The following is a 17,059-nucleotide window of genomic DNA, read 5'->3' on the forward strand; positions in this document are numbered from 1 at the left end:
CCTGCCCACCCCGTCGGGTGACGGGTGTTCCAACGTCTGTCCACCTGGGACTAACGTGGGTCTTGGTCGACGATCGCCGGCCGCGAATCCTTTGGTATTGGGGCAAAGCCATGTCCACTGTAGAGCAGGGCGCGCAAGTCGCGCCGCCGGTCGGCGTCGAGTTCGAACTGACCGTGGTCAACAACTCGCCCACCCCGGCGAACGCGATGGTGTTCCCGATGGTGCCCGGCGTGACTCCGGGCAACCCGGTGGTGTGGCGGTCGTTCGACCTGGCGCCGAACCAGACGACCGCCTTCCAGTGGAAGCACACCCTCAACTTCGTGCGCGGCAGCCTCACGCAGTTCGGGCCGGGGCAGAACTACGAGCCGGTGGAGATCATCGAGGCCGTGCCCGGCGAGTCGAACCAGGTGACGCTGGCGCTGGTCGACGGCGCGCTCGCCTTCACCGACCAGCAACCCGGACCGCCCGGGACGCTGCTGGTCAACCAGGACCCGAGCGTGCCGTCCGGCGCGGGCAACGTGGGCGTCGGCATCGGCGGGTTCGGCACGCTGGTCGCGCTCGCCCAGCCGGGCGCGAAACAGGGCTACGGCTATGCGCCGCAGTTCTACATCGGCACCGGGACCTACCGCGAGGGCGAACTCCTCAGCACCATGGGCATCAACACGCAGGCCGCGCTGGACTTCCCGGCCGGAGTGACGACCGCGACCGCGACGTTCGACGGCTCCGGTTGGCAGATCACCTACTAGACCGCGCCCGCTGTTCCGTCCCGCCGATCGGCCGCACCGCGCCGCGCCGGTGTGCCACTGTGGAGCCATGGGGAAATGGGGAGTCCTCGGCGCGGCGGTGACGCTGGCCCGCGCGGCGTGGACGGTGCGGACGTGGCAGCAGGTGCGACGGCTGCCGGTGGTCTCCGTCGACGCCGGCTCGGTGACGGTGGTCGTCCCGGCGCGGGACGAGGCGGCGAACATCGACCGCTGCCTCGCTGGCCTGCGCGCGCAGGACTACGCCGACCTGCGGATCGTCGTGGTGGACGACGCGTCGACCGACGGCACCGCCGCGATCGTGCGCCGGCACGCCGCCGAGGACCCGCGGGTCGAGCTGGTGACCAGCGCCGGGCCGCCGTCCGGGTGGGCGGGCAAGGTGCACGCGATGCACCTGGGCGCGGAGGCCGCGCGGTCGGCGTGGCTGCTGTTCATGGACGCCGACACGGAGGCCGCGCCGGACCTGGTGGGCAGGCTGCTCGCCGCGGCCGAGCGGGACGACGTCGACCTGGTGTCCACCGCGGGGCGCTCGACGACCTCGAACGCCGGGTGGTGGCTGCTGCTCCCGCCGACGAACGTGCTGCTGTTCGAGAGCACGTCGGTCGACGGCAGCCGCGGGCAGGCGCTGGCGGTGGGGCACTGCATCCTGGTCAGCCGCACGGCGTACGACCAGGCGGGCGGCTGGCGGGTGATCGCCGGGACGCGCGCGGACGACGTGGCGTTCGCGACGCTGATCCGGGACACCGGCGGGCGGACCCGGTACGTCGACGGCACGGAGTCGCTGACCACGTCGGGGCTGTCGACGTTCGGCGACACGTACCGGTCGATGCGCAAGAGCCTGGTCGCGGGCACGTCGATGTACGCGAAAGGCCCCGCGAGCGCCTTCCTCGCGCTGGGCGGGATGGGGCTCGCGCAGATCGCGTACGGGCTGGCGCCGATCGTGACGGCGGCGCGCGGCTCCAAGCGGGGCGCGGCGGCGTGGCTCGGGCACTCGCTGGCCAACTGGGTGTACCTGAGGCGCGTGCGGCAACCCCGATCGGCCGCGCTGCTGGGTCCGGTCGGGACGGTGGTGTTCGGCGTGCTGATGGTGGACGCGGCGTGCCGCGCGCTGCGCGGCGGGGCGACGTGGAAGGGCCGTGACGTGCGAGGCTGATCGCGTGGTTGACCCGCTGCGCGACCCCGACGACCCCGAGCTGCTGGACCCGTACCGCGCCCGTGAGCTGGCCGGGCTGGTGGAGGCGGCGCGGCTCGCGTCGGGCGCGGTCCGGTACGGCAAGGTCGGTCGGGTCGGCTGCGCCCAGGTGGTGGTGAACCGGGACAACCCGTTGCCGCTGGGCAATCACGCCTGTGCGCTCGACGGCTCGTCGGCGGAGGTCGCGGGCACGTTGATGCGCTTGGAGCAAACGTTTGCGGACGTGGGACGGGCGGAGGCGGTGGTGTACGCGTCGCCGACCACGGTCGCCGAGATCGAGGGCATCGCGGACGACGCCGGGTGGTACGCGGTGGAGGAGTCGCTGGCCGTCGTGCACCGGGGGCCGGTGGTCCAAGCCGGGGCGCGGACGGCGGTGGACGCGGACCTCGACGGCATGGCCGGGCTGCTCGCCGACGACTTGGGCGCGGACCCGGCGCGGCTGGTGCGGCACCTCGGGCAGCGGCTGGACGACCCGCGCTGCGTGTTCGTCGTGGTGGACGACGGCGACCGGATCGGCGGGTTCGCGGCCGGGTTCGGCGAGCGCGGGGTCGGGCTGGTCGAGCATGTCGTGGTGCGGCCCGCGCGGCGGCGGCGTGGCGTCGGGTCGGCGTTGGTGAACGGGGCGGTGGCCGCGTTGCGCGACTCGGGGGCGCTGCTGGTGGCCTCGCACGTCGCGGAGGGAGGGGCGGGCGAGCGGTTCGCCGAGGCGTGCGGGTTCGCCGGCGGCTATCCCGTAACGGCCTATGCACGCAGAGTTGACGAACTCTTGGATTGAGTATTTGGTTGCCCCACCGCATATCCTTAGCACAGCTAACGGAGAGCGGAGGGCGCTGTGCTGGGGAACGACGTGAAGTCCAAACCCCGGTTGCCCCGCGAGGTGTGGGTGCTCGTGGTGGCGAGCTTCATCATTGCGGTCGGGTTCGGCATCGTCGCGCCCGTGCTGCCCGCCTACGCCAAGGGCTTCGACGTCGGCACCACCGCCGTGTCCGCCATCGTCAGTGCGTTCGCCCTGGTCAGGTTGCTGTTCGCGCCCGTGAGCGGACGGCTGGTGAACCGGTTCGGGGAGACCCGGACCTACATCGTCGGCATCCTCATCGTGGCGGTCGGCACCGGCGCGTGCGGGTTCGCCACCGCCTACTGGCAGTTGATCGTCTTCCGGTCGTTCGCGGGCGTGGGCTCCACCATGTTCACCGTCGCCGCGGTCGGCCTGCTGATTCGGATCACGCCGGCGCCGATGCGCGGCCGGGCGTCCGGGCTGTGGGCGACGGGCTTCCTGCTGGGCAACATCGGCGGCCCGATCGTCGGCGCGGCCCTGGCGGAGATCTCCATCCGCGTGCCGTTCGTCACCTACGCCGTCGCCCTGGTGATCGCCGCGCTGTTCGTGTGGTGGTTCCTGCGGCGGTCCACGCTGGCCGCGATCGACACCAGCACGCCGCAGGAGTCGCTGAGCGTCGGCCAGGCGTTCGGGTCACCCGCCTACCGCGCGGCGGTGGCGTCCGGGTTCGCCAACGGCTGGGCCGTGTTCGGCGTGCGGATCTCGCTGGTCCCGCTGTTCGTGGTGGAGGCGCTGCACGGCAGCCCCGCCATCGCGGGCATCTCGCTGTCGGTGTTCGCGCTGGGCAACGCGGCCGTGCTGATGATCTCCGGCAAGCTGTCCGACAGCATCGGGCGCAAGCCGATGGCGATGGCCGGGCTCGCGGTCTCGGCGGTCGGCACCATCTGGCTGGGCTTCACGACCGGCGTGCCGATGTTCATGGTGGCGTCGCTGGTCGCCGGTGTCGGGGCAGGGCTGCTCAACCCGCCGCAGAACGCCGTCGTGGCGGACGTCATCGGGGCCAAGGCCAAGGGTGGGCCGGTGCTCGCGGCGTTCCAGATGGTCACCGACTGCGGCGCCATCATCGGGCCGCTGCTGGCCGGCGTGCTGGTCGACCACTGGTCGTACAGCGCGGCGTTCACCCTTACGGGGGTGATGATGGTGGTCGCCCTGGTGTTCTGGTTGTTCGCGCCCGAGACGCTGCCGAAGGAGCCGTCTTCGCACGTCGCGGAGGTGGTCGCCGGAGAGTCCGGGTGCCTGCACGAAGGCCCCGAGGTGCCGACCGGCGAGCGGCTCGCGGGCCGGCCGCGTCAGCCGGACGCGTGATCACTCAGGTTCCGCTCAGCATCTCTCGGTAGCCTGCGGCCCCAGGTGACCGGGAAGGAAGCTGACGACGTGGGTGGCGCGGAGCGCAACGCTCGGAAGAAGAAGCAGGAGCAGCGGGCGGTCAAGGCGGTGGCATCCGCACGAGGCGCGAAGAACGACCGGTCCAAGGTCGTGATCGGCGTCGTGGTCGTCGTCGTGCTGGCGCTGGCCGTGATCGGCGGCGTGATCTGGACCAAGTCGGACTCCGCGAACGGCGCGCTGTCCCCGCCGCCCGACGTGACCGGCGTGTCCGCGCCGATCAAGCGCGAAGGCGCCGTGGTCGTCGTCGGCAAGGACACCGCGAAGGCCACGATCGACCTGTACGAGGACTTCCTGTGCCCGGCGTGCAAGCAGTTCAAGAAGATCTACGGGGCCCAGATCAAGCAGGAGATCGAAAAGGGCACCCTGCGCGTGCGCTACCACGCGCTGCCGTTCCTGGTGCGGCTGTCCGACCCGCCGGGCTACTCGAAGGACTCGGCGAACGCCGCCCTGTGCGCCGCGGACCAGGGCAAGTTCTGGGAGTACCACGAGACGCTGTTCGCGAAGCAGCCCGACGAGGGCGGTCCCGGCCACACCAAGCAGGAGCTGGTGAAGCTCGGGACCGACCTGGGCATCACCGGGGACGCGTTCAAGACGTGCGTCGACAACGACACGTACGACAAGGACACGCAGGCGGAGCTGGACAAGGTGCGCGGGATGTCGTTCTTCGAGGGCACGCCGTCGGTGGCGGTGGGCGACCAGAAGATCGACGTGCGCGAAGAGGACTGGTTGACCAACCTGGTCAAGTGAGTCCGGCGATCGGAGGTCGGCCCTCGTCCCAGCGGGCCAGTCGCCGTGCCTTGCCGGTCTCCGTGCGCGGCACTGTTCCGGGCTCGGTGACCAGGACCTTGCACGTGATGCCGAGGCGTTCCCGGAGCGCTTCGGTCAGGTTCCGGTGCAGGCCTTCGGGTTGTGGGCTTTCGACGACCACCCACAACTCGGGGCGTGCGCGGCGGTCGTCCACGATGAGGTAGTGCGGGCTGACCCGCGGATCGGCGAGCAGCACGCTCTCGATCTCTGTGGGGAACACGTTGACACCGCGCACGATGAGCATGTCGTCCCGACGCCCCAACACCTTGCTCATCCGGCGCAGGGTTCGAGGGCTGTCCGGCACGGGCGGGGCCAACGTCGCCACGTCGCCGGTCCGGTAGCGGAGCAGCGGCATGCCGGTCTTGGTCAACGTGGTGAACACCAGCTCGCCGGGCGTCCCGTCGGGGACAGGTTTCCCTTCCGGGTCAACGGCTTCCACCAGGAAGTGGTCCTCGGCGACGTTCAACATCCCTTGCGAGTCAAGGGACTCACACGCCACACCGGGCCCGATGATCTCGGAAAGCCCGTAGATGTCGAGCGCCGTGAGGTTCAGCAGCGCCTGGATCTGCTCGCGCATCCCGTCCGTCCACGGCTCGGCGCCGAACACGCCGACCGTGAAGCTGGGCTCGATGCCGTTGTGCCGCAACGCTTCGCCGAGGTGGATAGCGTAGGAAGGCGTGCAGCACAACACATCGGGCCGAAGATCGGCGATCAACCGAACCTGCCGCTCGGTCATCCCGCCGGACAGCGGAAGAACGGTAGCCCCCAACCGCATACCACCGTGATGAACACCGAGCCCGCCGGTGAACAATCCGTACCCGTACGCGTTGTGGATGAGACTTCTGGAAGTGGCCCCGGCCCCACCGAGTGCGCGTGCCATCACAGAGGCCCAAATATCGACATCGTGCGCCGTATACGGGACCAAAGTAGGCCGCCCCCCGGTACCCGAGGACCCGTGGATGCAGACAATCCGATCGTCGACCTGAAACCCGGTCGGATAGTGCTCCCAAAGATCCTGTTTGGTCACAAACGGCAACCGCCACAACTCGTCCACCGACACATCCCCGACACCGACCACCCCCACCTCCCGCAACCGGGCGGCCTGCACCCCACCGGCAGCCAAGAGCCGCGCTACCAGCCCCCGCAACCGGCGTTCCTGCACACCCCGACGAACCTCCGGCCGGACACCCTCGGCATCCGGCTCGACCAACGACGAGACACCCATGCACCCCGGTCTAGCAGCCCGAACGTGCCCCCGGTACCCCCGATTTCCATCCGTCGGGCCCGATGTTGTACGGTATTGCCACGCGAGAACGGCGGGTAACCACCGGGGAACGTGACTGCACGGGGCTGTGGCGCAGCTGGTAGCGCATCACACTGGCAGTGTGAGGGTCAGGGGTTCGAGTCCCCTCAGCTCCACAAGTGAACATGGTATGAGAATCGCCCGCTGACCTGCTGTGATGCAGGTGGTGGGCGATCTTGCTTTTTGGTCCACTGTGGACTGCGGTGGTCGGGCTGGAGCAAATCTGGAGCAGGCGGTCGCTCCGGACGAAATGTTGTCAGATGTGTGCTCCAGGTCTCACTAACCCGACCGGGTGGATCTACCTGGCGACCTTTCGGTGGCCGCTTCTTCGTTCAAGGGTGGCGGTTGATGCCTGCTGCTACATTGCGGCACGAGATGGTCGCAGGGGGTGACGAAATGGGGACTCCTGGTCGGGCTATGCGCTCGAACCGGGCGAGTTCGAGCAGCTGAAGGCCAATCTCAGAGCGGCTGGGGAGGCGCTGGGGTTACAGGACTTCCGCGCCAAGGCCAGCCTCGAGGGCAGCATGACGGTGCAGTCCGTGAGCCCGCACGAGAACATCGAGGAGACCGTTGACGGGGTGATCCAGGCGTTGACGAAGTTCGTCGACCAGGACTACGCCCGCGCCGGCCAAGCCGTGCAGGACTTCATCAACCGGGTCCACACCACGATCGAAACTGCGATCGACGGCGTCCATCGGACGCAGCAGGAGTACGTGGGAGCAGAGAAGCTCATCGGTGAAGGGCTGCGCCGGGTCTACCCGGAATGACCAGGGGGAGGAGCACGTGGGCTTTCTTCAGACCGTGATCACGGACTCGTTGCTGTCGGACGCGGGGGAGATCGACGGGTTCGCGGCCCGGCACGCTCCCGGTCTGCCGTCCATCGCGGCCACCTTGAGGGTCATTCGGGACATCGACCCGGAGTCGTTCCGCCGGATCGGGCGGGACGTGTGGGGCACCGGGCAGTCCGACGGCGCGGATCAGCTCGGCAAAGCGATCGACGGCTGCGTCAAGGGCTTGGAGACGGCCGCCAACCAGGCATCGGCGTGGACCGGTGAGGCGAGCAACGCCTACACCGAGCGCATCAACCGGATGAAGCAGGCGTTGGGCGAGATGCGCAAGCCCGCCCACGACGTCGGTCAGGCACTGGTCGACATCGCCGACGGCTTCGAGTTCAAGGCCTCGGACATGTGGAACAACATCTGGAGCGCCATCGGGTTCGTGCTCGGCATCATCGGTGTCATCGCGGGCATCATCGTCGGTCTGACCGGGATCGGCGCCATTGTGGGACTGATCCTGGGCATCCTCGGTGTCCTGGCGGGCCTGGCCGCGTGGTGGCACTCGCAGAAGTTCAAGGCCGACGAGCAAATCGCCAAGTGCGCCGAGGCGTCTGCGGACGTCGCCAAGGCGATGGAGTCACTGGGCAAGCTCCAGCCCTAGGAGGGGACGTGGACCCGCAGGAGATGGTCGCGCAGGCGCAGGAACGTTTCGCCAAGATCAGGCGCGACCCGGAGAAAGCACTGTTCAGCCAGTACAAGGGTGTGTCACCCAGCGGTGCGGTCACGGTGTGGGTGGACATGATGGGCAAGCTCGTCCGCGTGCACATCGCCCCGAACACCCTTCGTGAGGGTGGAGAGCCCTGGTTGACCGAGGAGGTCATGGCGGCGCACGAGGCGGCCAAGCGGGCTGCCGAGGTGCTCGACTTCAACATGGCCGACCTCGCGCGTGAACTCGACGACGCGCTGGCGTTGAAACAGCACCTCACCGCTGCTCCCGAGACGCCGCCGGTCGACCGGCGCCGCACCGCACCTCGCCCTGACGATGACGAGTGGTTCGAGAACCGGAGTCACCTGCGCTGATATGTCACGCCCACTCATGACCGACCGCGGCCTCGCCGTGTCGTGCGCACTGGTCTTCGCGATCCTCCTGGGAGTCGCGGCGCTCGGTTTCGCCCAGATCGCGTCGACCTACCAGTGGTGCGAGGGCGATGCGGCAGGGCAACTGGCGTCGACCCGGGCGGTGGCCGAGCTGCGCCTAGACACAACACCGGCCGTTGTTTGTCGAAGCGGTGAGGTGACCGTGGAGTTGCCGATCGCGCCGGCTGCCGCCGGCGTGGTGTTCGCCGTGATCGGCATGGCGCTCAGCCTCGTCACGGTCGTCATCACGGCGCGGCGTCCCCGTGCTGCCCAACGGCGTTGACAGCGGGAACAGTTGGTTCGGCGGTTCACTGAGAAGCAATCTGGGTGGATCTGCTCAGTGCTTTTGGACGGCCGTAGCGGCTGTCAACGTTCGGCTCCGAGACCACACTTTGTTGGCGGATGCAGATCTTTTCAAAGATCTTTCATCACATGCTGCTGGCTGATGTGAGCGCTGCATCGCCACCGGATCAAGCCACCGCGGTTCCGCCGGGATGAGTCCCTAATCGCTGGTGAACCGCCGCCGTCATCACGGCACATCGGCCCCGCCACGGCCAGGTGCTCGGTATGAGGGCGTGGTCTCGGCATCATGGGTGGTCCTCAACCCACCCTGGGAGCCTCGTCGTGATCGTGTCCTTGGTGATGACCGACCATCCCTCCTGGCTGTCGGCAGGTGACGCCACCCTTGACGCCATCGTCCCGACCACCTGGACGCCGTCGGCCACCACCGAACTGCTCGACCTCATCCACGTGCTCGGACGACTCGTGGCACTCGAACAGCCGGACTTGTTCTCGACGGATTAGGAGTTCGAGTTCACGGCAGCGGGCCGGCGGCTACGACACTGTGCGGACTCCGGCCACGAGCTGCGTCAAGTCGACCTCCAACCGATCGGCGAGCTGGCTTGCCTGAGGTGGAGCGGCGTCCAGCGGGTGCTGACTCACCGCAGGTGGGAGCCCTTCCGGGTTGCCGAGCAGCGACAACGGGGTGCCGAGTGGCGAGAGCCGGTAGACACGCCACCTCGGTGCGGTGGACTCGGCGAAGTAGAGCGTGGCGTTATCGCGGAGAACCAGAGCGGCCCGGCCGGCGTTGCGGGCGAGGACGGCGGACTGCTTCCCCGCCACGGTCGCCGCGTGGGCGGCGGTGCGTCGCGGGTTGCGGAATTCGCCGTCCACCACCCAGACACCGTCCACCAGCCGTGCGGGCAGCCCGGCCTGCGCGAAGGCCGCCCGGACTTCGGCTCGGGGATCGTCGACGACCGCTTCGGCGAGGTGGATGATCTCGTCCACCTCGGATTCCGACACCACCCTGGCGTGCGCTTGGACGGCGCGGTGGAGGTAGTCCACCGCGAGTCGGCGGTCGGCGAACGCCACTGACTCGCGTGCAGCCGCCCAGGCGGCTTTGGCGATGATGTCGCGTTCACCTCCGCCGTGCGGTGAGGCGTCTTGGAAGAGCAGGGCGAGGCACACCGCCGTCAACGAGCATTGGTAGGAGATGGTGCGCCCGGGGAGCGAATCCATCTCGTCCTCGTCGGGTAGCAGGGCGTGAACGAGGTCCCGGACCTCCGTCCGCCAGCTCTCCTCCGTGCCCCACACACCTGCGGCGAGGAGGTCCAGGTAGAGGAGGGCGACGGTCATCCGAAGTTCCAGCGGTGGACGGGCGGGACGGGACACCGCTTTGACCCACCGCGTCGCCCAGGTTCGCAGCTTGCGGTGTTCGGACGGCGGGATGGTCTGGTGCGCCGAGTCAGGCTCGATCTCGGTGTCCACGACGTCCTCGTCCTCGCCGTCGGCGAGTTCGGTGTCATCCGGGTCCGCTCCGACCGTCCATCTCGTGACCGTGCCGTCGGGCAGCCGCGGCGAGGAGGGGAAGACGAGCCCCGTCAGTGAAGGACCGAGCATCCCCTCCACGTGGTGCAGCCACGCACCCCAGCGGTCTTCGGAGGAAGCGACTTCGACTGCGGACGGTTGCGTTCGCAGAGCAGAAGCACCTGTGGGCGGCCTCTGCGGCACCTGGCTGAGCAGGCGCAGGAGATCGGCGTTGAAGCGGGCGGCCAGCGCCGGGTCGGTGATGGTCTTGTCCAGCTCGTAGTCACGGACGAGACGTGGCCGGTCCTGTTCGTCCTCGCGCGGCAGACAGCGCACGGGGTCTGTCAGGTACACCGCGGAGGACACGACGCGCTCACCCGAGACCTCCACCCACGCGCGCACGGCGCCGCCGAGCTGTTCTGGCGCCGGGAACCGCAAGGTCGCCGAAGTCTCCCCGGTTGGGCGCCAGACGTGAAACGCCGTCCAAGTCCCTGGGGTTCCGTCGCGGGAGGATTCGATGGTGACCGGCTCGTGGGCGGTGGTCGTCAGCTCCACGATTAGGTTCTGTTCTTGGCGTCGCGCCCCTAGCAGGACCAGCTTGACCGCGTGGCGAGGTTGCGTTGCTGACGCGTGCGCCTGGCTGGGCGGGATCGTGGTCGCCGCGGTGCCCTCCGGCAGCAGGCTGTCGAGGACGGGCGCGACAGCGACCAGTTCGCAGTTGCCGCCTGCCGAGGTGGTGCTCAGCAGCGCTGCCGCAGTGCAGTTCGCGCTGCCCACCAACGCTGTGGTGGTCCCGTCGACAGCCCACTCCACGAGCTTGCCGTGATAGGTGCGGCTCTCGTCGAGCAACCGGAAGCCGGCCGTCGGCACGGTCGCCGCGACTCGTGCCAGGGCAGCGGCGTCGTACTGCGACAACGTCGGTTGCAGGGCCACGTCGAGTGCGTCGGGGGAGAACCGGTCGACCAGCGCTCGCAGGGCCGCGCCACGCGGGTCGAAGAACGGTGAGCTGACCCGCAGCGCGTCCACGGGGCCCGTCGACAGCCGGCTGAGGATCGGCTGTCGCAGGTTGCCGAAGATCCGCAGGTCCGGGAGCGAGTCGTCGACCTCATCGGGGGCCACGTAGCCGCCCACTCGGACGACCGCGTCCGCGATCCACGTGGGCATCGCGACCACCTCGGGCAGATCGACCAACCAGGCGGCGAGGTCGCGTTGCGCGGCCGGTCCCTGCCGCATCGACGTGCGCAGCACCAGCCAGAGTTCCTGGTTGTGGCCCCACCCGGACCACGTGGGGTTGCCCGAGCCGATCGCCGCCCACACGTCCTCATCGCCGACCAGGACGACCAGCTTGGGGTGGAATGCTCCGGCGCACGCCGCGTGGCCGTGCTGGTAGGTCCTACCCGCGTACCGGACGTCGACCGGTTCGTGCACGGCCTGCCCCGCGTCCCCGAGGACGGTGACGCGGACGCCCAGGGCACGTGCGGTGGGAACGCAGTGGCGTTCCAGGAAGACCAGGTCATGCGTGAAGCCGGTGATGAGGACTTCGCGCAAGCGAGCACCGTCCGACCGGTCGCGCCATTCGCGCAGCAGGGTCAAGGGGGAGTGGAACTCGTGAATCGCCCGGCTCATCCGGCCAACTCCAGCAGTTCGGTGCAGAGCGGGGTAACCCCGTCCGCGGTGAAGAGGCCGAGCTGTTCGGCCATCGCCGAGAGCTGGTGGATACGCAGGCCCACGTTGCCCGCCCCCTCCGCCTGCTCGGCGAAGTACCGGCCGTTGCGTTCGTGCAACTTGCTGAACACGGTCATCCGGCCGTCGTCACCGACCCGCAGCTTGCGCAGCGCGACCCTGCGGGACTGCGCGATCATGTCGTCCACGAAAGCGCGGGCGAGTTCGGGCAGCGGCCGGTCCTCGTGCTCGGACCTGCGGAAAGCGACCCAGTTGGGGTCCAGGAACTGGCCGCGTCCGGATGAGTTGCGGCGACGTCCCAGGAACGCGTCGAGGCTGCGATCCTCCAGGTGCTCAAGGCGCCGTGCGCCGAGCAGCAGCACGGCCAGGTCGGCCTCCGGGGAGAACGGCTCACCGAGGAAAGGCTCCTCAGCGGGCAGCGGGTACCCCTTCCGATCTACATCCGGCGGCAGGGACCGGGCGAACTCGCGAACGGTTACGTCGGATACCTCGGAACTGATCCACTCGTGGAGGTCGTCCTTGGTCGCGGTTCCACTCTTGTCGAGCACCTGCTGGACGAGTGCCGCCCACATGCGGCGCCACGCGCCCACCGAGTGGTGCCGGAGCAGCACACCGCGCCACGCCCGCGCTCGCCCGTCGCCGATCAGGACCGGATCGGTGTCAAGAGTGTCGCCATAGGCCAGGTAGTGCCGGAATGCGTCCACGTGCGCCTTGCCGGGCTTGCGCTGAACCGCTCGTGCCAGGAAACGCAGTGTGGCTCGCCGTGTGTGGTCGTCACCGCTCCACTCCTCCGGCAGGTGGCGCCCGTCGCGAGTCGCGGCGAAGAGATCGCGCAACGGCGGCAGGTCGGGAGTGTCCGGAGCCTCCATAGCCAGCGCGGCAACCCGGTCGACATCGCCCATCTCATCACGTGTCGCGAGGTCGATGAGCGGCCGGAACATCAGGCGCACCGAGGCGGGACACCCGTGCTTGCCGGCCCGAAGTGCACCAGCCTCGACGGTGACGGTGCCCATGGCCATGCTCGGACCGTTGTACTGCGACCAGAACCCCCAGGAACGAGGCGAGTACGAAGAACGCCCAGGCTCCGCCAGACCGTTGGCGGAGCCTTTGCGTAACAGTGCTTTGACGGTATCGGTGCCGTGCGCGAACAGATCCCGGTCATGGGTTATGGATATGAGAGCCAGACCGACCTCGGTACGGCGTACCAGCGTCTGACACACCGCAGCGTCGAGGTCGTGTTCCTCCGCGTGGTCGCCCAGCGCCCAGTACAAGGAGTAATAGCGGGCCAGTCTGGTCAGCGTGGACACACCGGGCACCAGCGTGTCCACCATGCTCGTCACCGGCGCTTCGACCGACAGCGGGTAGCGGCCACCGCGCCGGTCGAGGCCGGGCTCGCACCACCGGGGCCCGTCGACTTCAGTGGGGATCACAGTGCTCCACCGGACCGAACTCAATACCGCGCACCTCGTGATGATCGTTGTGACCGCGTCTTCGTTTCACCACGGCCAGGAAGGTGCGGCATCCCTCGGTGCGACCGACACAGGTGGTGCGTTGTCCAGAGGTGTACCGCCCAGATGGAGGGGTGGGAGTCGGCAGATGCGCCCGATGTGAACAACGCCGGTCGGTTACGTGCTCCAGTCGTACCCGTGCGGCGGTCACATCTTCAATGGAATAGGTGTTGAGTTCGCATTTGTGCGGACTGGTGTGGTGCTCACTAGCATCGGTTGCCAAGTGGGCGGAGCTATCCGGGCAGGGTGTCGCTAAGCAGTACTCCCGGGATCACGTCGAGTGCAAGGGGATTTCATGAATCGCCTTCGGGAAGCCGACCCCGTCACGCACTTCGCCAAACGTCTTGGCAGGTCAGCGGCGCAGTTGGGCGTCACGAACGATGACCCCTGTGTCCGGACATCTGGGAGTTGGCCAACGGCGACATCGCGGTCATCGGTCGAGACCGCACAGCGGACTACGAATCCCGCTTACCCGACGGAGGGTCAAGGGTTCGAGTCCTCGCGGCAATGCAAGTGGGAAGTCCGTCCGAATCGTCTGTTGACCTGCGTCTATGTGATCGATGGACGATCATTATTCCGCACCTGCTGTTGATGGTCGGGCTGAGTTGCCGACTCGATGACGGTTCTGTGTGGCGGTCGGCGGGCGGTTGGTGCCCGATCTGGGCGACCAGTCTGCTGCTACCGCTGCGTTGGTCTGCGCCAGGTGTTGTCGCCGACCTTGCCCGCCAGGTTGGGTGCCGCCGAGCCGTACCTCCTCGGGAGACATCGGCTCGTGCTGGCCGTGGGGACGACAGTGGTCGCCGCGCACCACGACGCGGCGGACGGGTCGGCGAGCACGCCGCGACGCCGCGCTCATCCCGCTGGCGGTGGCGTCCGGCGTCGGGACGGCTGGCCCGGTGACGGGCTGGCCCGGTTACAGGTTGACGTGTGCCAGGCGGGCGATGAGGCTGGGTTTGTTCTTGTGCGCCTGTCGGAGGGCCGCGTGGCGCCGGGTGAAGTCGTGCGGTCGGTTTTCGCGGTTGGCCAGGGTTTGCAGGTCTACGAGGAGTGCGACGGCGGCGTCGTAATCGGCGGGTTTGCGGGTGGCGATCAGAGCGTCGACGCGTGCCCACGCGGCTTGTTCGTCCTGCGCCAGTTCGTCCAGCCGCTGCTGGTGGGCGAGGGCTCGATCGCGCTCGCGACGGGCTTCCTCCTCAACGCGCTTCGCCTCTTCCTGCTGCTGCCTTTCGGCGCGCCTGCGTGCTGTCTCGTCCAGGAGTTCGCCTACGGTGCGCTGCTGCGGTGCGGTGGCGGGCGGGGTGGTGTGGTCGCGGAATCGGTGCAGCAGTTCCATCCGAACGGTTGCGGCCTGGTCCTGGATGACGCGCAGCAGTAGATGGTCCTTTTCTGCGTCGGGCAGTGCCGTCACCCAGGCCGCGAGCTGTTCGGGGTCGTCGGTGGTCTCGTCGAGTGGTGCGCTCGCTTCGGCTGCGATCGTGAGCAGGTCGTCGTCGAGGCGGAGGAAGTCGGCCAGGGCGCGCTGTGCTGCGGTGAGTGTTTGCAGTCCGGCGGGTACCGGTGGTTCCGGGTCGTCGTCGGTGTCGCGGTCGAAGGCGTCCTCGTCGCGTTCCCAGGTGCCGTACCCGGCCAGCCATGCCAGGTACAGCGCGCGGTGGTCGCCGGCGGCGAGTTCGTTCCGGACGCTGACGATGGCGGACAGCGCTCCCTCCGGCTCGTAGTCCCAGTCGCCGGTCTCGTCGTGGTTGCGCAGGTCGACGATGAGGTGGGTGTCTGTCGTCCAAGCTTCGACCTGCTCGTCGACGAGATAGGGCTCGACCGCGTCCAGGTCGAGCACACTGCGCGGCAGGCGCAGCAGGAGACGTCGGGTGCCCCAGTTGGCGAGGTAGAGGTGCGCGTCGTAGTGGCGTTCCACCAGCCGGTTCGGGTCGCCGCGGAAGTCGCCCCACTCGTACTCGTTGACGAAGCCGGTGGCGGTGATCCGCGCGCGGGTGGACAGGGCGCGGACCTCGGCTTGCGCCTTCGCGTCGAGCGGCTGGTCCTGCGCGACGAATTCGTAGTACTGGTACTCGCTCAACGCTCGCCTCGTGCTCTGGTTCCGGGGAACGGCGTCGCGCGGAAGCCCGAGTCCTCTCCCAGGTGGAGGAACAGGTGCCCGGTGAGCGTGTCCATCTCCACGATCCGCCACCGACCAATCACGCGCCCTGCGGGCTTCGCCACTCGTCGCACCCTTCGGGTCGGAGTCGCTCTGTACGGGCCGAATCACCTTCCGATGCGGCCGAGTCGAGGTGAGAGGGTAACGCCCGGCCGGTGGACGGTGGCCCAGTAGCTGCGTCATCCGGGGCGAACAGGGCACCGTCGCATACTCACCCGGCGGGCGATCGGCACCCCGTCACACCGGGCTGAACGACGGATCGGGGCCTGGCCCGCCTGCGCGGATCAGATCACGCCGAGGGCGAGCATTGCGTCGGCGACCTGGATGAAGCCGGCGATGTTCGCGCCGGCCAGGTAGTTCCCGGGCTTGCCGTACAGGTCCGCCGCCTCCAGGCAGCGGTCGTGGATGCCGTGCATGATGTCTGCGAGGCGTCGTTCGGTGTGGTCGAAGCTCCAGGAGTCGCGGGACGCGTTCTGTTGCATTTCCAGAGCGCTGGTGGCCACGCCGCCCGCGTTGGCTGCCTTGCCCGGGGCGAAGAGGACTCCGGCGTCGGTGAACAGTCGGACGGCGTCCGGGGTGCACGGCATGTTCGCGCCCTCGGCGACGATGGCGCACCCGTTTCCGATCAGTGTGGCGGCGTCATGCCCGTTCAGCTCGTTCTGCGTCGCGCAGGGCAGCGCGATGTCGCACGGGACGTCCCACACGGAGCCGCCCTCGACGTACCGGGCCTCGGAGCGGGTCTCGGCGTAGGCCGAGATGCGGGCCCGGCGCTTCTCCTTGACGTCCTTGAGCAGGTCGAGGTCGATGCCCCGCTCGTCGACCACGTAGCCGTTGGAGTCCGAGCAGGCGATCACCGTGCCACCGAGCCGCCGGACCTTCTCCGCCGCGTAGATGGCGACGTTCCCGGACCCGGAGACCACCACCTTCTTGCCGTCGAACGAGCCGCCGCGGACCTTCAGCATCTCTTCGACGAAGAACACCGTGCCGTAGCCGGTCGCCTCCGTCCGCACCTGCGAACCGCCCCAGGTCAGCCCCTTGCCGGTGAGCACGCCGGACTCGTAGCGGTTGGTGATGCGCTTGTACTGGCCGAACAGGTAGCCGATCTCACGGCCGCCGACCCCGATGTCGCCGGCGGGCACGTCGGTGTGCTCGCCGAGGTGCCGGTACAGCTCCGTCATGAACGCCTGGCAGAAGCGCATGACCTCGCCGTCGGAGCGGCCCTTGGGGTCGAAGTCCGACCCGCCCTTGCCGCCCCCGATGGGCATGCCGGTGAGCGAGTTCTTGAAGATCTGCTCGAAACCGAGGAACTTGACGATTCCCAGGTACACGGTCGGGTGAAACCGCAGACCCCCCTTGTAGGGCCCGAGGGCGGAGTTGAACTCGACCCGGAAACCCCGGTTGATCCGCACCGCACCCGAGTCGTCGACCCACGGGACGCGGAAGATGATCTGCCGCTCGGGCTCGCACAACCGGCGGATCACCGCCGCGTCGGTGTACTCCGGGTGCTTGGCCACCACCGGGCCGAGGCTGTCCAGCACGTCGCGCACCGCTTGGTGGAACTCCTCTTCGCCGGGGTTCCGGCGCAGCACCTCGTCGTAGATGGCACCCAACTTCTCGTCCAGGACCGACACGCGCGCACTCCTCGATCACCTGTCATCGTCACGCCGGGGTGTCCACCCCTACCCGACGCATTCCATCCCATGTTGGGTGCCA

At 68.6% G+C, this 17,059-nt stretch carries 16 protein-coding genes and 1 tRNA gene; 11 read left to right on the top strand and 6 right to left on the bottom strand.

The annotated features are described in order from the left end of the window. Positions 1 to 110: 110 nt before the first annotated feature. From ACQPZF_RS05760 to ACQPZF_RS05780, 5 genes are all read left to right on the top strand, one after another. The gene (locus tag ACQPZF_RS05760; protein ID WP_433269011.1) at positions 111 to 746 is read left to right on the top strand and encodes a hypothetical protein; all 636 of its coding nucleotides are present in this window, start codon (positions 111 to 113) and stop codon (positions 744 to 746) included. 67 nt (positions 747 to 813) lie between these two features. Beyond that, positions 814 to 1,914: a glycosyltransferase gene (locus ACQPZF_RS05765; protein ID WP_433269013.1), complete on the top strand. Its 1,101-nt coding sequence runs from the start codon at positions 814 to 816 to the stop codon at positions 1,912 to 1,914. A 4-nt stretch (positions 1,915 to 1,918) separates the two neighbouring features. Then, on the top strand, positions 1,919 to 2,728 hold the full coding sequence (locus ACQPZF_RS05770) for a GNAT family N-acetyltransferase (protein ID WP_433269015.1): 810 nt from the start codon (positions 1,919 to 1,921) through the stop codon (positions 2,726 to 2,728). 57 nt (positions 2,729 to 2,785) lie between these two features. Beyond that, a complete protein-coding gene (locus tag ACQPZF_RS05775) occupies positions 2,786 to 4,093 on the top strand; it encodes an MFS transporter (protein WP_433269017.1) in 1,308 nt (435 codons plus the stop codon). Positions 4,094 to 4,138: 45 nt separating this feature from the next. Beyond that, positions 4,139 to 4,921, top strand: a complete 783-nt coding sequence (locus tag ACQPZF_RS05780) for a DsbA family protein (protein WP_433269019.1) — start codon at positions 4,139 to 4,141, stop codon at positions 4,919 to 4,921. On the opposite strand, the gene ACQPZF_RS05785 is transcribed toward ACQPZF_RS05780, so the two are convergent. Next, the gene (locus ACQPZF_RS05785) at positions 4,914 to 6,206 is read right to left on the bottom strand and encodes a phenylacetate--CoA ligase family protein (protein ID WP_433269021.1); all 1,293 of its coding nucleotides are present in this window, start codon (positions 6,204 to 6,206) and stop codon (positions 4,914 to 4,916) included. The two genes, ACQPZF_RS05780 and ACQPZF_RS05785, sit on opposite strands and share 8 nt — an antisense overlap. A 121-nt stretch (positions 6,207 to 6,327) precedes the next feature. On the opposite strand from ACQPZF_RS05785, the gene ACQPZF_RS05790 reads away from it, so the two are divergent. The 6 genes from ACQPZF_RS05790 to ACQPZF_RS05815 all read left to right on the top strand — a co-directional run bounded on the left by ACQPZF_RS05790 (position 6,328) and on the right by ACQPZF_RS05815 (position 9,001). After that, positions 6,328 to 6,400: transfer RNA gene (locus tag ACQPZF_RS05790), tRNA-Ala, on the top strand. Between the two features lie 408 nt (positions 6,401 to 6,808). Beyond that, positions 6,809 to 7,051: a hypothetical protein gene (locus ACQPZF_RS05795; protein ID WP_433269023.1), complete on the top strand. Its 243-nt coding sequence runs from the start codon at positions 6,809 to 6,811 to the stop codon at positions 7,049 to 7,051. 16 nt (positions 7,052 to 7,067) lie between these two features. After that, complete coding sequence (locus ACQPZF_RS05800; protein WP_433269024.1) at positions 7,068 to 7,721, top strand: hypothetical protein; 654 nt, start codon at positions 7,068 to 7,070, stop codon at positions 7,719 to 7,721. Positions 7,722 to 7,729: 8 nt separating this feature from the next. Next, positions 7,730 to 8,140, top strand: coding sequence for a YbaB/EbfC family nucleoid-associated protein (locus ACQPZF_RS05805; protein WP_433269026.1), 411 nt, complete (start codon positions 7,730 to 7,732; stop codon positions 8,138 to 8,140). Positions 8,141 to 8,156: 16 nt separating this feature from the next. Next, positions 8,157 to 8,480, top strand: a complete 324-nt coding sequence (locus ACQPZF_RS05810; RefSeq protein WP_433269028.1) for a hypothetical protein — start codon at positions 8,157 to 8,159, stop codon at positions 8,478 to 8,480. 341 nt (positions 8,481 to 8,821) lie between these two features. Next, on the top strand, positions 8,822 to 9,001 hold the full coding sequence (locus ACQPZF_RS05815) for a hypothetical protein (protein ID WP_433269030.1): 180 nt from the start codon (positions 8,822 to 8,824) through the stop codon (positions 8,999 to 9,001). Between the two features lie 30 nt (positions 9,002 to 9,031). Here ACQPZF_RS05815 and ACQPZF_RS05820 read toward each other — a convergent pair whose 3' ends face one another. The 5 genes from ACQPZF_RS05820 to gdhA all read right to left on the bottom strand — a co-directional run bounded on the left by ACQPZF_RS05820 (position 9,032) and on the right by gdhA (position 16,968). Beyond that, positions 9,032 to 11,629, bottom strand: coding sequence for a hypothetical protein (locus ACQPZF_RS05820; protein WP_433269032.1), 2,598 nt, complete (start codon positions 11,627 to 11,629; stop codon positions 9,032 to 9,034). Further along, positions 11,626 to 13,116 carry a hypothetical protein gene (locus ACQPZF_RS05825; RefSeq protein WP_433269034.1) on the bottom strand — a complete coding sequence of 497 codons (1,491 nt, stop codon included), beginning with the start codon at positions 13,114 to 13,116 and terminating at the stop codon, positions 11,626 to 11,628. Before ACQPZF_RS05825 ends, ACQPZF_RS05820 begins: the two co-directional genes overlap by 4 nt. Before the next feature lie 991 nt (positions 13,117 to 14,107). Then, on the bottom strand, positions 14,108 to 15,268 hold the full coding sequence (locus ACQPZF_RS05830; protein WP_433269036.1) for a hypothetical protein: 1,161 nt from the start codon (positions 15,266 to 15,268) through the stop codon (positions 14,108 to 14,110). After that, positions 15,265 to 15,411: a hypothetical protein gene (locus ACQPZF_RS05835; protein WP_433269038.1), complete on the bottom strand. Its 147-nt coding sequence runs from the start codon at positions 15,409 to 15,411 to the stop codon at positions 15,265 to 15,267. The genes ACQPZF_RS05830 and ACQPZF_RS05835 overlap by 4 nt, the downstream gene beginning before the upstream one ends. 219 nt (positions 15,412 to 15,630) lie before the next feature. Further along, positions 15,631 to 16,968, bottom strand: coding sequence for an NADP-specific glutamate dehydrogenase (gene gdhA, locus ACQPZF_RS05840; RefSeq protein ID WP_433274444.1), 1,338 nt, complete (start codon positions 16,966 to 16,968; stop codon positions 15,631 to 15,633). Between the last annotated feature and the right edge of the window lie 91 nt (positions 16,969 to 17,059).

Source organism: Actinosynnema sp. CS-041913 (assembly GCF_050942485.1).
GTDB lineage: Bacteria > Actinomycetota > Actinomycetes > Mycobacteriales > Pseudonocardiaceae > Actinosynnema.